This is a genomic window from Verrucomicrobiota bacterium (assembly GCA_016871535.1).
GTDB lineage: Bacteria > Verrucomicrobiota > Verrucomicrobiia > Limisphaerales > SIBE01 > VHCZ01.
Genome location: VHCZ01000166.1, coordinates 1 through 13,934 on the forward strand (window position 1 = coordinate 1; position 13,934 = coordinate 13,934).

The following is a 13,934-nucleotide window of genomic DNA, read 5'->3' on the forward strand; positions in this document are numbered from 1 at the left end:
GAATTTTGCCTGGGGCTGCGTTGCTCCTCGGTCACAGCCCCACTGGCGGGGGATGCTCGCTCGTCGCGCCTTGCCCCAGGCCAAATTGGGCGCAACGAACGTGAGCGTATTTACGAAACGGACCACTTAGGTATCGCGTTCCGATCGCCAGACATGACGGAAAGAAACGAGCGCAGACTCCCGTTGTGCTCGGAGCTTCAGGCCAGATTCGTTTAGAGTCCGCGCGCCCTGATTTGGAAGTACAAACGGGCAGCCTCTGGTCCAGGAGTGCTGAAGGCAATCGGACCACTTACGAAATCGGAACGTCCGGGGAAGAACTCGTGACGATCGAATGGCGGGAGGATGTGGCCGGTGTGGCAGGCGGGACCACGAACGGATTGAAGGAATTCTACGGTATCGGTTTGAGGCAGGCTCAAAACCTAAGTTGCCGCTGCCAGAACGCCACCCCTGGCCCGAAACCCGGCTGTGATGAATGCCATCTTGACTTGCCAGCCCTTAATTCCGCGCCGCTTTCCCTTGAAAACAATACAGCGCCTTCTCCGTGCGGATAAAGATCCGGTCGCGGTCGATCACGGGCGTGGCGTAAATCTTTTCCTTGAAATCGTGCGAGGAGATCACGCGCCAGTCGGGTTGGTTGGCGACGACGCTGGCGACGCCCAGTTCGCTGGCGAAATACACCTTCCCATCTCCCGTCACAGGGGACGCATAATAACTGCCGATCCCCGGCACGCGCTCTTCCTGCATCATGCGGCCGCTCGCGGCGTCCAGTTTGGTCACGATGCCACCGTCCTTGACCATCCAGAGAATGCCATTGTCCAGGAGCGGCGTTGCGACATACGGCACGCCTCGCGAATGTTTCCATTGCAGCGCCTTTTCCGTGAGATCGCCGCGGCCCGACGGCTTCAACGCGAGCACGGCATTTTGCGCCTGGCGGAAAACCTCCGCGTGGCGGTCCCATTCCTTTTGGATTAGATCGCCGCTCTGGTCGAGGTCCATCCGGAAAAACCGGTCCAGCACCTGGGCGTCTTCCACCTCGGCCTTGGCCAGTTTTCCGTCTTTGTTTTTGTCAAACTTGGCCAAAGCGCTGGCCCACGATTCCAACGCGATGCGCGCCCCGGCGTCTCCACCCGGCGACCAGGAAGCCATGTAGATCGTCTCCTGATCCGCCACGGGGATCGGGATTACGATGCGGGCCAGGCCGTTGACCCACCAGAGTTTCTCGCCGTTGGACGGATCGTAGCCAGCGAGCTCAAGCGCGCCGGCGACCAACAATTGTTTGCGGCCGTTCGCCGTCCAGACCGTCGGCGTCGAGTAACTCCGCACCGCGTCCGGGCGCGGCGTTTTCCAAACCATCTGGCCCGTGGACCGGTCGATGGCGATGAGAAAACTGTTCAAGTCGTGATCTTCCTGGAGAACGACTTTGTCATCGATCAGAACGGGCGAACTGCTCGAACCGAATTCGTCCTGGAACGGCCCCAGAGCATGGTGCCAGAGATTTTTGCCGTCGAGGTCGTAACAGACCAATCCGTAGCTCCCGAAGAACACGTAGAGTCTTTCGCCATCGAACGCGGGCGTGGCGGCGGCGGGATTCCCGGTGCGATGGACGGGTTCGATGCGAGAGGTGGGGACGACCTGTTTCCAGAGCAACCGGCCCGTTTCTTGATCGAGGGCGACGGTGGCCAGCTCTTTCTCGGCGTCCCGGTAAGTCGTCAAAATGATCTTGCCCGCGCACAGGACCGGCGTGGAATGGCCCGAATCGACCGGCAGCCGCCAGCGCAATGCTCCGGGCGCGTCCAGGCGGTCGGGCAACGGCCCGGCTTTCGCGCCGAAATTCTTTCCCGCGTCGGAACGAAAGAATCTGGAGGACGCTTCGGGAGAATTCGCAGCCGGTGCCGCGGTCGCTGCCATGGCCCAGCAGCACAAACTCAGCGAGAGATTTCGAGTGTATGACATGATGCGTGGTTGGTTCGGGCAGTTTGGATAGCACGCGGCAGCGTGGAGAACAACGACAAATGCTTGGCGTGCCCGGTATACCCACTGCCGCCACTGCCGTTGTTTTTCATTTGAATTACTTTCGTCGGCGTCCCACAATGGCGCTGCTTGGCAAGGAGCGAATACATCCCGATCAAAGACCGTCCCGCCAGCGAGCGGCCGCGGGAGCGGCTGGCTTTGCAGGGCGCCGAATCTCTGAGCCACGCGGAGTTGATCGCGATCCTGCTGCGGACCGGCACCAAAGGAGTCTCCGCGCTCGATGTGGCGCAACAGCTCCTGCAACGCTTCGGGACCCTGGAAAACCTTGCCCGCGCCTCGCTCGATGAATTGAAGCAAACCAAAGGGGTAGGCCGCGACAAAGCCATCGCGCTGAAGAGCGCCTTTGTCCTGGCCCAGCGCATGGCGCAGGAAATTCAGTGCGAAGCTCCGTTGCTCGACACGCCCCAGCGCATCGCGGACCTCCTGCGGGAAGCGAACCGGCTCTATGACGTCGAGCACTTTCAGGTCTTGCTCCTGAACACGCGGCGGCGGCTCATCCGGATGGAGGATATTTCCCAGGGGACTCTCGACACCCTTCTGGTGCATCCGCGAGAAGTGTTCAAACTGGCGATCGCGGCCAATGCCTCAGCGCTCATCCTCGCCCACAATCATCCGAGCGGGGACCCCACTCCGTCCGACGCGGACATCAAAGTGACTCGCGATTTGATTCGGGCCGGGCACTTGTTGAAGATTGAGGTGTTGGACCACATCATTCTCGGACGGCGCACGGAAGAACGTCCGCGCGATTACGTGTCGTTGAGAGAACTGGGGTATTGGGCATAGGTGTCTGCCGGGGTTCGGACAGAGGGCGCCTCGCCGAATGAGGACTGGCGCTTCAACCGCCCTGGCGCAGATTTTCAATCTATCAGTAGCACCCGAAATCGTTGCCAGCCGCGCAAATTTTCTCGTCCTCGTAATCGCGCAATGAAGGCCGCCGAGTTTTTGCGTGCGTTTCCCGAACAGAAGGATTAGTCTTTGCCCATGCTTGTCTCGACACTTGCAATTCTGCTCTTCATTGTCGTCGGAGGACTGGGGTATCTCCAGGGCGCGCTTCGACTAGCCATTTCGCTGTTCGGATTGGTCCTCGGATTGATCCTGGCCTTCCCTCTGGCGCCCCTTCTGAATCGGTTTGTCCCGATGGCCGGGATCAAACATCCGGTTTGGAGCGTGGTGTGGCCGCCCATCTGGGCTTTCCTGATTATCTTCCTGATCTTCGTTGGCATCTCATTCTTCGTGCACCGAAAAGTGGCGCTTCACTTCAAGTACCGCGAAGAGGATCTGGCTCGGCTTCGCTGGGAACGCGTGAACAAAGCGCTGGGGCTTTGCCTGGGCACGGCCATGGCGGTCATCTGGCTGTTCGTGATCGGATTGGTGACTCACATTGCCGGATATTTCGCGGTCCAGGTGGTCTCGGATGACACGAGTTCGATGACCCTCCGTTATTTGGGCCGCGGAAAGCAAGACCTCCGGAATACGGGCCTGGAGAAATGTGTGTCGGCCTTCGATCGGATGCCAGCGAGCTACTACCAGATTTGCGACATTATCGGGTTGATTTACAATAATCCGATTCTGCTCAGTCGAGTCTCGCATTACCCACCGTTCCTGTCGCTTGGCCAGCGCCAGGAATTCCAGGACATCGCGACCGACGTTGAGTACAACAACCTTCTGCTGAGCAAAGGCGATGTCACCCAAATCATCAGCCATGCCAAGACGCAAAGCATTATTTACAATCCAGAAATCGTGCAGGAACTCTTGCAACAGGACCTGGGAGATTTCCGGCATTACCTGGAGACAGGCAAATCACCGAAATTCGACGATGAGAAGATTCTTGGCCGTTGGGAGCTGGATTTCTATTCCACGCTGGTGCAGGAACGGAAAAAGCGCCCAAACCTTACGGCCTCGGAGATGCGGACGTTGAGGAGGACTCTCACGGAGTCGCTTAAGTCGGTGACTTTGATGGCGACCACCGACAACAAGGTGAATTTGAAAGTCGAGATGAGTGATCAGTTCAACCAAGCCGCTCAAGCCGCAGCGCAGGCCGCCGCCGCCGCGGCCGCGGCAGCACAGAACCAGTCGGGTGGCAGCCAAATGTCCCCTGAAATGGCGCAGCGCTACGGCCTGACACGTCGCGGAGGTTCGCCATCCGCGCCCTCGGGCGCGCCCACTCCCCCTCCAGCCGCAGCCCCCGTCGCGAGCCGAGAGCCACCGCAGCCGATTTACTCAGGCCAGGGATCATGGCAACGCGAAGGAGACAAGTATCAGGTCAAACTCCAGGATGAGAGAGGCCGATCACTGGGCGGTCAGGGAAGTGCAGAGGTGGACCGCCTGACGATCACACTCCCGCAGATTACGCTGGTGTTCAACCGGGCTGAGTAATCCGGCCGTAGCTTCGATAACTTCGTTCGCTCAACGCGGGCTCACGGAGGGGTTTACTGGTGTAAAACGCAAACCCGAGGCGTCGTTGAGCAGCGGTGAGTTGTGATCTACACCGAATACAGGCAGCGAACGCTTCGAGAAAGACGTCACCGAGGTGAAGATCGCTTCCGGGGCTGTGCTCTGCTCAAAATCTTCCAGGTAAGCCGAACTCGACCCAGGAGTTACGGCCAGCCAGGGGCTGCTGAAAATCGAGGTCGCCGCAACTTCACTTTCAAACACCTGAGAAAGACGAAACCCACCTAGCAACAGGCCGGAGATTGCGACACCATAGGCGCACACCAGGACAGGACGCGCGTCAAACTTCTCAATCAGCCAGTGCCACCAGGATGAGTACTCCACCATATCTTCGGCTTCCAACCGGCTCATGACTTTGTCCCGGAGGTTATCGAAGTAACCCGGCGGTGGCTGTTCGTAACGTTTACACGCGAGAAGTTTCTCGAGTTTTGTGAACTCTTGATTGGGTGAACTCATGGGTCATTTGAGGTAGTCAGATAAGTAAGCCTGCAACTGCTGTCGAGCGTAAAAAAGTCTGGACCGGACGGTGCCGGTATTGCAGTCCATAATTTTGCTGATTTCATCGTGCGACAGACCTTGGATATCGTGCAAGGTCACAACTAGCCTGTGTAAATGCGACAGCTTCTGCATGGCTTCGTTCAATTTCTCCTGGAGCTCGCACAGGTTCAGATCCCGCCGGGGAGTCTTCTCCGAAATCAACGCCACCAAATCCGGATCATGTTCGGCGTTGAAATCCAGGTCATTCAAGCTCATCTGCGGACGCTTCTTCCGTTGTTTGAGAAAGTTGATGGTTTTGTTGATTGCGATTCGGTAAACCCAGGTAAAAAAGCTGGAATCCCCCTTGAAGGTCTTCAGCGCATGATAAGCCTTGATGAACGCCTCCTGAGCAAGGTCATTCGCGTCCTCATGGTTTGCGGTCATGTGATAGACCGTGGCGTAGATTCTTTCCTGATAGCGCCGAACTAACTCGTCATACGCGGCCAGATCTCCGCCCTGAGCGCGCCGGACCAGCATCGTCTCCTCGGTTTGTCCGATGGACGGCTTGCTGACGGGGGCATTGATCGTAACTGCGTCAATCATGCGCACGCCGATAGTTTAGTTTCGCCCACCCAGCAGCTCAGTCTGGTGCTTTACGAAATCGACCAGCGACATCAGCGCCGCACGGCTGGGTGACTCCGAAATCGACCGCAGTGAGCGCTTGGCCGATTCGAGATAGCTTTCCACGATGGCTTGGGAAGCGGGTTGGGCATCGTATTTCTCCAGCAGGGTCTGAAGTTGCGGCAAAAGGCCGGGTTCCCAGTTTTGAACGTAGTCGCGCAACCGGGCTTGGTCCTCGGCGCTGCCCTTTTCCAGCACGACTAACACCGGCAGGGTAAGTTTTCCGCTAGCCAAGTCCGTCCCCAGTGACTTGCCGACCACTGCCTCAGTTCCAAATAGGTCCAGGCAGTCATCGAAGACCTGATAAGCGGTCCCCAACGCCAAACCGTATTTTCGCAGCGCGGCCTGGCCTGATCGCGTGGCGCCGCCCAAGGCGGCTCCCAACTCGCAAGAAAGGGCGAACAGCTCCGCAGTCTTCATTTCAATAACCTTGAAGTACTGGTCGCGGGTGCAGCGAAAATCTCTGCGTTGATGCGTCTGGAGGATCTCACCAGAGCAAACGGTGTTCGTCGCTGAAGCGACCGCCCGGCAAATGTCGGGCGTTGGAAACTCCGCCGCCAGCCGGAGCGCGTTGGCGAACAGGCAATCACCTACCAGGACCGATATGGTATTACCCCAGTTGGCCGCGAGAGTCGGGCGGCTGCGGCGAATCTCCGCTTCGTCCATGATATCGTCGTGGACAAGTGTAGCCAGATGTACCATCTCAATGATGACCGCGACGGTCACCAGCGAATCGTTGATCTGGCCAGTCGCCCCGGCACTGAGCGCAACCAGCGCCGGGCGCAATTGTTTGCCCTGGTTGGTCAGGGCGTATTGCGCATAGGGGACAATTTCAGGGTCGAAGGTGTGCACTTGGTCCGCTAGGCGGTCCGCCACCCGATCCAAAAAGGGGCGCACGGGTTCAATGATTTCCTTCCAGAGGGAGAAAGACCGACCTGGCGATTCGGTGCCAACGGGAGCAGCCCCTGTTTTGGTTTCTGCAGCAACCATGGCACGTCAATGTACGTTTCCATAAAAACCAAGTCAAACCGTTATCGATACGCTGCGGTCCATGCGGTCCATCCACGTTGAAATGACTGTCTCGGCGACTGGTGGACCTTCTAACTCGGTGGCGGTGTTTCAGGTCGCTGGAATGGACAACTTTCAGCCCGGACCGTTCAAAAATTCAGGCGGCTTCGCGTGACGTTATTGCTCCTTTTGAGGCTCTTTTGCACCCCACCGTTGGTCGCCCCACCCTCTCCTCGCAGCAAGAGTGGCTTTGCGAGATTGCTCCAGCTCGGCTAGAACGGTCGCCGTGAGCAGGCACACCTGGAATCCCTTTCTTGACTTTCCCCGCGCCTCGCTAACCGCAACCGTCGTGATTTGTCTGCCGCTCTTCCTTTTGCTTCCCAGGTTCCAGGTGAATTCCGAGACCCGCGTCTTGCTGGAAGGAGATCAGCGCAATCTCGCGAGCTATGAGAAAGTCAGACAAATCCTGGCAGACTCCGAAGTCGTCGTCATCAGCCTGGAATGCCCGGAGGTTTTCTCCCTGCGCGGGATCAATGCCGTCCGGCGCGTGAGCGACGCATTGCAGCAACTGCCCGGCGTCGAGGACGTGAAGAGTCTGACTCACTCCGTCAAGCCGGTGCGCCGCGGATGGGGATTCGAAATGGTGCCTTTGGTGCCCACCGGTCTGACCGCGCCGGAGGCCATCGAATCGTTCAAACGCTTTTGCCTGGATCACCCGCTCATTCGCGACGTGATGGTGGCAGCCGAGGGCAGGCATACGCTCATCACGGTGACGTACCGCGCGAAAACTGAGACTCAGGCCAGTCAGAGAGCGTTGCGCAACGAGATCGACTCTGCACTGGCTCCGTTCCGACGCGAAGGCCTTCGCTTCCAGGTTCTGGCTGTGCCGCTGATCGAAGAAGAGATTCGATCCACGCTCCGCTCCGACGTGCGAAAGTTCCTGCCCGCATCGGCGCTTTTGCTGATGCTGATTCTCTGGTGGACGTTCCGATCCTTGCGCATTCTGCTGCTCGTCCTCGCCAATCAGGCTTTTGTCCTGCTCGTCCTCCCCGGAGCCATGGAGATGACCGGCATGAGCTTGAGCGTGTTCACAGTGATGCTGTTTCCGCTCCTGAGCGGAATTCACCTCGCGCAACTCGCTCACGTTTATTCCGCGTTTCAAACCGCGCAGCGCTCCGGCCAAAACGCGGCGAATGCCTTGCGATCGATGCTTGATCAAGTGTTCAAATCATGCGCCTTTTCGCTCCTGACCACAGCTATCGGACTCCTGTCACTGGCCATGAGCGACGTGAAGCAAATCCGGGAATTTGGTTTTCTCGGCGCCTTTGGTGTCGCGCTCATTTTCGGGATTACGTTTGGTCCGGGACTGGCTTTGATGAAAATCGTGTTCGACCGCTGGCCGCTGTTCGGCCGCACTGTTTGTGAAGTCAACGAGGCCGGTCTTCCTTCCCAGGAACCTGACGGTAGGGCAGGCCTGTCCCCAGCGAGCCGAGTCGGGCGTGTTCCAAGCACGTCGAGCGGCTCGCCGGGACGGACTCGCCCTGCCGGGTTCATGGGGCGAGAGCATGGTGATCGGACCATGGCAGCTTCCCAGGAACCAGATAGGGCTGCGTTGCCGGGCAGCCGAACTTCGGTCGATGCGTCGGTGCAGCAGCACCGCCCTACCGTACCTCAAGGCTGTGCTCCGAACCACACCGACTGGCTGGGATGGTTGGCTTCTGTGACGCGAAATCGCCGCGGTCTAATTCTCGCAGCCATCGGTATCGCCGCTCTGGTGGACTGGTTCGGAATCATCCGAGTCCGAACGGACATCCGGGCGGTTGAATTTTTGAATCGCCAGAGTCCCACGCGCCAGGCGGTAGAAGAGCTGGATCGGATTTACGGCGGCATCAATGTGGTCCAGATCGAGATCGATTCGGGCCGGGAGCATGGGGTCAATCAACTCCCGTTCCTTAAATACGTGGAGACCCTCCAGCGATTCGCTCAAAACTACCCGGGCGTGTCCGCGGCGTATTCCTATGCCCAGTTGCTCGCGATGATCAATCAGATCTGGGAAGAAGGCCGCCCGGAGGCGCTCAAGCTCCCGGAGAATCCGCTGCTCATCAACCTGTTCGTCCTCGCGCTCAAGTCCCAAAACTATCCGTTCCTGACCGCGCTGTGTGACTCCGCTTTCCGAACCGCATATTTGGTTGTGCGAACGCGTGACATGCCTTCGGATCGTTACCTCGCAATCATCAACAGCATTCTCGCGCAAGCGGAGAAAGGCCGGCCCGAGGGGATTTCGGTGTCCGCGGCGACAGGCTTTCATTCCATCTTGGAAGCAGATCGCCGCATCCTGCGCAGTCAGGTCCGCAGTGCGGGCAGTTCCGCGGCAGTGATTGGCCTGGTGCTGGCGCTGCTCTGGCGTTCGCCGACGCTGGCCCTGCTCTCGGTCCTGACGAATGCTGTCCCGGTCGCGTTTGTGATTGCGATCGCGGGCTACGCGGGCGTGCCGCTGAATTCGATCACGATCATGGTGGCCGCGATCTGCCTGGGCATCGCGGTGGATGATTCGATTCATTTCATCACCCATTGGCAGGACGCGGTGCGCTCGGGGTTATCGGCCACGGAGGCCGTAGCGGATGCGTTCCGCGTCAAAGGCCGGCCCATCGTATTCACAAGCGTCATCTTGATCGCGATTTTCTCCATTTTCTGGTTCTCGTCGTTTCCGCCGGTGGCGCATTTTGGATTGCTCTCGGCGATCGCCTTCCTCGGAGCGCTCGCGACAGTGCTGTTTTTCTTGCCGGCGGTGTTATGCCGAAACCGGACCGGAGCCTTCAAACCACCCCGAAGACCCACTTAGGGTCTGTGCAAAAATAAATTCCGGTTTTGCTGGAGGCGATTTCGCTTTCTGGCGAGGCACGACGAAGGAGCATAGCCAGGGCTCTGCGACTGAGGAGAAACGAAGCCAGAAAGCGAAATCGCCCCAGCCCTCCGGGGCGGGGCGGCGCCTGGCCGGCTGCGGCGTTGCTCGTCGGTCACAGCCCCAAAACGGGGATGCTCCCTCCTCGCGCCTTGCATCCGGCCAGGCGGCGCTCCCGCCAAAACCGGAAGTTATTTCTGCACAGACCCTTAGACCGTGTCCGAAAAAATGGGTAGTGCGGGCGACTCGCCCGCCCTGGTCGGCGACTCGCCGACCCGAAGTGCGGAACGCCACCACTCGGAAAGGCCGCCATTATTGTCTGCAAGCGCCGCGGTCATTCCGTCGGCGAGTCGCCGGAAGTGGACGACTTGGGTTCGAGCTTGTCGATCCGGCGCGTGCTCTCATAATTGCCGAGATATGAATCGGCGATTGATGAGTATTCTCAGGCTCTGGACCGGCCTGCTTGTGCTGATGTTCTCAGGGACCCTCTGGACGAACGTTCAAGCTGCGGCCGTCGCTGCCACAAACCAACCGGCAGCCTCAGCCATCGATTCGGGAGCGGCGGCCAAAGCGGCCCAAGGCGAGCCGTGGCGGCTGAGCTTCGGATTGGACGGCGTCGGCTTTCTGCAATCGGAGTTTCCGAAAGGCATCCAGCTTTGGCTTTATCCCGCCTCGCTGCTTTACGCTCTGCTCGCGCTGGCGGCGGCGAAGTTTCTGGATTTCCTGGCGCGCAGCTTTCTGAAGCGATGGTCGGAGCGGTCGAAGACAAAGTTCGACGAAGTCGCCGTGACGTTGGTCGATGGCCCGATTAAAGTGATCGCGTTCGTGATCTTGCTCCACGTCGGTCTCGAAATGTTGCCCTGGCCCCAGTGGATCGAAGACTACCTCGGCAAAGTCCTGACTATCGCGGTCGCGCTCTCGCTCACCTACATGGCCACCAAATTCGTGGACCTCTTCATGACCTATTGGCGAACGAGAAGCGCGGCGGACGCGGACAAATCCTTCGACGAACATCTTTTCCCCATCATCCGCAAGTCGCTGAAGATCTTCCTCGTGGTTGTGGCGGCGCTCGTGACGGCGCAAAACATGGGCGTGAACATCACCAGTTTGATCGCGTCGCTTTCCATCGGAGGCCTGGCCTTGGGCTTGGCGGCTCAGGACACGCTCGCGAACGTCTTCGGCGCTGTCTCCGTGCTCGTGGACAAACCGTTCAAAGTCGGGGACCGCATCAAGCTCGACACGATCGACGGTACGGTTGAAGCGATTGGTTTGCGCAGCACGCGGATACGGAATCTCGACGGCTTTTTGGTGACCGTGCCGAACAAGACGATCGGCGGCGCAACCATCACCAACGTCTCCCGCCGATCGACCATCAAGACCGAGATGAACATCGGGGTGACCTACGACACGCCGACCGAGAGATTGAAGCACGCCACCGACATTATCAAAGAAATCTACAAGAGCCATCCGATGACGGCCGATCTGATCGTCAGTTTCAACCGATTCGCCGACAGCGCGCTGAACATCATTGTGGCCCACTGGTGGAATGGCACCGACCACAAAGCGTATCTGGAGGGCATGCAGTCTCTAAACCTGCAGTTGAAGAAGCGCTTTGACGAGGAAGGCATCGAGTTCGCGTTCCCGTCGCAGACCGTCTATTTGAAATCCGATTCGGACCTGCGGACAACTCCGCCGACAGCGTCAGCAGTGTAATCTCGGCCATTGTACTGGAAGGTCACAGGGTTTGCTTTTTTCGGCATAAATTCCAGGCACTTACTTTGAACTTGAAACCTGAAACTTTGGACTACCAGCACGGGCGAGGCGCGCACTCGTTTGGTTGCGGCGTCAGCCGCGCTGAGAATCCTGCGCTCACTGCGCTCGTGTCGGAAATCCGAGACGAACTGGCCTTCGCTCAGGTGCTCATCCGTCGCCGGGGAGCAAGGTTTGAACTTCGACACATCGCGGATCGTTCACGGAAGCCGACGGCGCTCGAAAGCGTCCGAATCAGCCAATTACGGCGGCTCGCCCAATTCACGCTCCCCGGCGCATTCCGTCCCCTGAAATCGGCCCCCAATCTTCGGGTCGGCTGGAAGTGTGCGATCCGAAATACACGCGACCTCGAAGCCGCCTTGAACCACCTCTACCCCGGCGCAATCGCGGATTGGCATGCCGCGCGGCGCCGCAACCCGCCCGTGACAAATTACCGCGAATTCACGAACCGGCAGTCGGGCATGTATCGCATCACGCAGAAGCTCTCTGATATGCAAGCCGCGGGGATGATCCGTGCCTGCTGCGACCCGCGCTTCTGTTTGAAACGCCGGCTCTGGACTGTCCAGGGATTGGCGCAGGATCCCGCTGCGGCAAAGAGTCTGATTCCATGTCTGCAGCCGTGCGCAGTCTTGCTGGAGTTTGCCCGGAAAATCATGCGGATTGAGCAGGAAGCGAAGGCGCGGCTGGCGCTGGCGCCAAGTGACCTGCGGTCCGTTGTCGCCGCACTGCAAAGTGCGATGGCTCACGGTGCCTCTGAAGTCCAGGATGCGGACATGAACTCCCCGTTGAACCCTCGGCGCATCCAACGCCTCCTCCAGGCGCTGCAAAATCAAAACACCGGACCTCCAGAGCAATAGGGCAATCCAACTCTGAGACATTCGGTGTTGAGTCGAATCTCACGGATTCAATCTGAGAAGGTCCGGCTTACTGGCGTGAGCGGAATTCAACAGGAGCTAACGGAGGCAACAAAGAACAAACAGACTTGAGTTTCGATTTGGCGACTCAACGAGGCTCTTTCTCTGTTGCCTCCTGTTGAAAGGTCAACCTTCCGGACAACTTTCGCCGGCTACTTGAGCGGCACATCTGGCAACCGCCCTGGAGCCGAATTGGCCCCGGGTGCAGGACTGGCGTAGTTGGTTGGATTGACGTATTTGGAAAGGATCGGGGCAAAATCCGGATTCGACCTGGCGAATTCAATTAATTTGTCGCGGAACTGGCGCATGACCGGGACGCTGTTCTTTTCGTAAGCGGCCACGTATTGAGTCAATTCCTTGACCTGCTGACGCGTCGCGCTGACCTCGCGCAGCAAGAAGACAAATACGCTCCCAGTCAAAATGAGCAGACTGATAATGACAATCAGCACCAGCGAACGAAGCGACCGATAGGATTCCTGCCATGGATCCAGGAACGTTCCGGCAGGCGCCGACCTCGGGCCGGGATCAGTCGGGTGCTCGGCAGGCGTCATGGCTTGGCGGCCGGAGGCGCGGGCGGGATCAGGGCGGATCTCATATTGTTTCTGACCTCCTCCAGGATGCGAGCGACGGCTGAGTTAGTCTTGCCATACGCTTCAGTTTCCACGCCGAGTTGCTGGAACATCGACAGATTTCGGTTGGCCACGGAGACTTCAACCTGGAGCCCGCGAAGCTTTCGTGTGTACTGGATGTAGGCCAGCGACAGCGCGGCGGTAGCGAGCACGCCCAACACAAGGCAGACCGCCAGCAGCATCGGCAAGAGGTCGCGTTTCATATTGTGCAAAGACTCTACTGGCTCGCACTTGGTTGTCCAACGCGTTTTTGATGGGGCGTTGGCCAAACTTGATTTTCAGCCAAAAGCTGGGCATCTTCGCGGCTCTGGGCGGTGTTGGGCGCTGTGTTGCGGTAGAAGTTCGTTGCGCACGGCACGATTCCGTTCGCGTCGGAAGCAAATTCTCGAGATGGCGAAAGAAGAACCGATTGAGATTACCGGCACGGTAACGCAGGTCTTCCCCGGGACGATGTTTCGAGTCGCCTTACCCAACGGCCACGAAGTTCTGGCTCACATTTCTGGAAAAATGCGCAAAAATTTCATCCGCATCAGCGTGGGGGACAAGGTCAATGTGGAAATGTCCCCTTACGATCTGGGGCAAAGCGCGGATTACTTTCCGTCATCCCTGACTGCCGCGGGGATGCGTTTCAAGCAATCACCTGCGCGGCGCGCAAAACGAGAGAGCCGACAACGCGCCACCCGCGATGAGGCACGCGGCCAGAAAATCCACTCCCGGAATAAACCGCTTCTCGATCTCGGGGAATTTGATTTCGGTCACCGGATCGACCTTCCAGACTTCCACGGTTGTTTTCGTCCACCCGAAATGGGGTCCGCCGAAAAACCAAAACGCGACGCCGACAAAAGCGACCGCGAATCCCAGTAGCCTCAGCTTTGTTCTCACGGATGAAAGAATACGATATCTTCGAGACGACGCAAACACCAGCGGTGGAGGAAGGAGTATTGGCGGCTGGGTGCAGGACATAATTGTGGTGAATAAGACGGTTGTGGAATTTTAGGCGGCGAATTTCAGAGCATCATTTCGGGCTGCGTGCGTGTTGGCGCGGTCTTGCCAGAACGCATCGAATCGGTC

At 58.5% G+C, this 13,934-nt stretch carries 12 protein-coding genes; 6 read left to right on the plus strand and 6 right to left on the minus strand.

Going from position 1 to position 13,934, the window contains the following annotated elements; translation table 11 throughout:
• Positions 1–495: 495 nt before the first annotated feature.
• Positions 496–1,953 carry a hypothetical protein gene (locus FJ398_18815; protein MBM3839978.1) on the minus strand — a complete coding sequence of 486 codons (1,458 nt, stop codon included), beginning with the start codon at positions 1,951–1,953 and terminating at the stop codon, positions 496–498.
• Between the two features lie 147 nt (positions 1,954–2,100).
• Between FJ398_18815 and FJ398_18820 the strand changes: the two genes are divergently transcribed.
• Positions 2,101–2,814: a JAB domain-containing protein gene (locus FJ398_18820; protein MBM3839979.1), complete on the plus strand. Its 714-nt coding sequence runs from the start codon at positions 2,101–2,103 to the stop codon at positions 2,812–2,814.
• A 198-nt stretch (positions 2,815–3,012) separates the two neighbouring features.
• Positions 3,013–4,407 (plus strand): CvpA family protein, encoded by a 1,395-nt coding sequence (locus FJ398_18825; protein ID MBM3839980.1) that lies wholly within the window; start codon positions 3,013–3,015, stop codon positions 4,405–4,407.
• 30 nt (positions 4,408–4,437) lie between these two features.
• On the opposite strand, the gene FJ398_18830 is transcribed toward FJ398_18825, so the two are convergent.
• Genes FJ398_18830 through FJ398_18840 form a run of 3 tightly spaced genes read right to left on the minus strand, consistent with a single transcriptional unit; the run spans position 4,438 to position 6,630 of the window.
• Complete coding sequence (locus tag FJ398_18830) at positions 4,438–4,938, minus strand: hypothetical protein (GenBank protein ID MBM3839981.1); 501 nt, start codon at positions 4,936–4,938, stop codon at positions 4,438–4,440.
• 3 nt (positions 4,939–4,941) lie between these two features.
• Entirely contained in the window at positions 4,942–5,562 is a 621-nt protein-coding gene (locus tag FJ398_18835) for a sigma-70 family RNA polymerase sigma factor (protein MBM3839982.1), read from the minus strand.
• A gap of 15 nt (positions 5,563–5,577) precedes the next feature.
• Positions 5,578–6,630, minus strand: a complete 1,053-nt coding sequence (locus FJ398_18840) for a polyprenyl synthetase family protein (protein ID MBM3839983.1) — start codon at positions 6,628–6,630, stop codon at positions 5,578–5,580.
• Positions 6,631–6,934: 304 nt separating this feature from the next.
• Between FJ398_18840 and FJ398_18845 the strand changes: the two genes are divergently transcribed.
• The 3 genes from FJ398_18845 to FJ398_18855 all read left to right on the plus strand — a co-directional run bounded on the left by FJ398_18845 (position 6,935) and on the right by FJ398_18855 (position 12,177).
• The gene (locus FJ398_18845) at positions 6,935–9,490 is read left to right on the plus strand and encodes a hypothetical protein (protein ID MBM3839984.1); all 2,556 of its coding nucleotides are present in this window, start codon (positions 6,935–6,937) and stop codon (positions 9,488–9,490) included.
• Between the two features lie 288 nt (positions 9,491–9,778).
• The gene (locus tag FJ398_18850; GenBank protein MBM3839985.1) at positions 9,779–11,263 is read left to right on the plus strand and encodes a mechanosensitive ion channel family protein; all 1,485 of its coding nucleotides are present in this window, start codon (positions 9,779–9,781) and stop codon (positions 11,261–11,263) included.
• 71 nt (positions 11,264–11,334) lie between these two features.
• Positions 11,335–12,177, plus strand: a complete 843-nt coding sequence (locus FJ398_18855) for a hypothetical protein (GenBank protein ID MBM3839986.1) — start codon at positions 11,335–11,337, stop codon at positions 12,175–12,177.
• Between the two features lie 209 nt (positions 12,178–12,386).
• On the opposite strand, the gene FJ398_18860 is transcribed toward FJ398_18855, so the two are convergent.
• Both FJ398_18860 and FJ398_18865 read right to left on the minus strand, forming a co-directional pair.
• Positions 12,387–12,785, minus strand: a complete 399-nt coding sequence (locus tag FJ398_18860; GenBank protein ID MBM3839987.1) for a hypothetical protein — start codon at positions 12,783–12,785, stop codon at positions 12,387–12,389.
• On the minus strand, positions 12,782–13,066 hold the full coding sequence (locus tag FJ398_18865) for a hypothetical protein (protein MBM3839988.1): 285 nt from the start codon (positions 13,064–13,066) through the stop codon (positions 12,782–12,784). Before FJ398_18865 ends, FJ398_18860 begins: the two co-directional genes overlap by 4 nt.
• Positions 13,067–13,253: 187 nt before the next feature.
• Here FJ398_18865 and infA point away from each other — a divergent pair, with 187 nt between their 5' ends.
• Complete coding sequence (gene infA / locus FJ398_18870; GenBank protein MBM3839989.1) at positions 13,254–13,727, plus strand: translation initiation factor IF-1; 474 nt, start codon at positions 13,254–13,256, stop codon at positions 13,725–13,727.
• Positions 13,728–13,934 lie beyond the last annotated feature (207 nt).

Bases quoted from the DNA above. Each gene is read 5' to 3' on its own strand.
- FJ398_18865 (MBM3839988.1), bottom strand. From the start codon at position 13,066: ATGAAACGCGACCTCTTGCCGATGCTGCTGGCGGTCTGCCTTGTGTTG.
- FJ398_18860 (MBM3839987.1), bottom strand. From the start codon at position 12,785: ATGACGCCTGCCGAGCACCCGACTGATCCCGGCCCGAGGTCGGCGCCT.
- FJ398_18840 (MBM3839983.1), bottom strand. From the start codon at position 6,630: ATGGTTGCTGCAGAAACCAAAACAGGGGCTGCTCCCGTTGGCACCGAA.
- FJ398_18835 (MBM3839982.1), bottom strand. From the start codon at position 5,562: ATGATTGACGCAGTTACGATCAATGCCCCCGTCAGCAAGCCGTCCATC.
- FJ398_18815 (MBM3839978.1), bottom strand. From the start codon at position 1,953: ATGTCATACACTCGAAATCTCTCGCTGAGTTTGTGCTGCTGGGCCATG.
- FJ398_18850 (MBM3839985.1), top strand. From the start codon at position 9,779: ATGGGTAGTGCGGGCGACTCGCCCGCCCTGGTCGGCGACTCGCCGACC.
- FJ398_18825 (MBM3839980.1), top strand. From the start codon at position 3,013: ATGCTTGTCTCGACACTTGCAATTCTGCTCTTCATTGTCGTCGGAGGA.
- infA (MBM3839989.1), top strand. From the start codon at position 13,254: ATGGCGAAAGAAGAACCGATTGAGATTACCGGCACGGTAACGCAGGTC.
- FJ398_18830 (MBM3839981.1), bottom strand. From the start codon at position 4,938: ATGAGTTCACCCAATCAAGAGTTCACAAAACTCGAGAAACTTCTCGCG.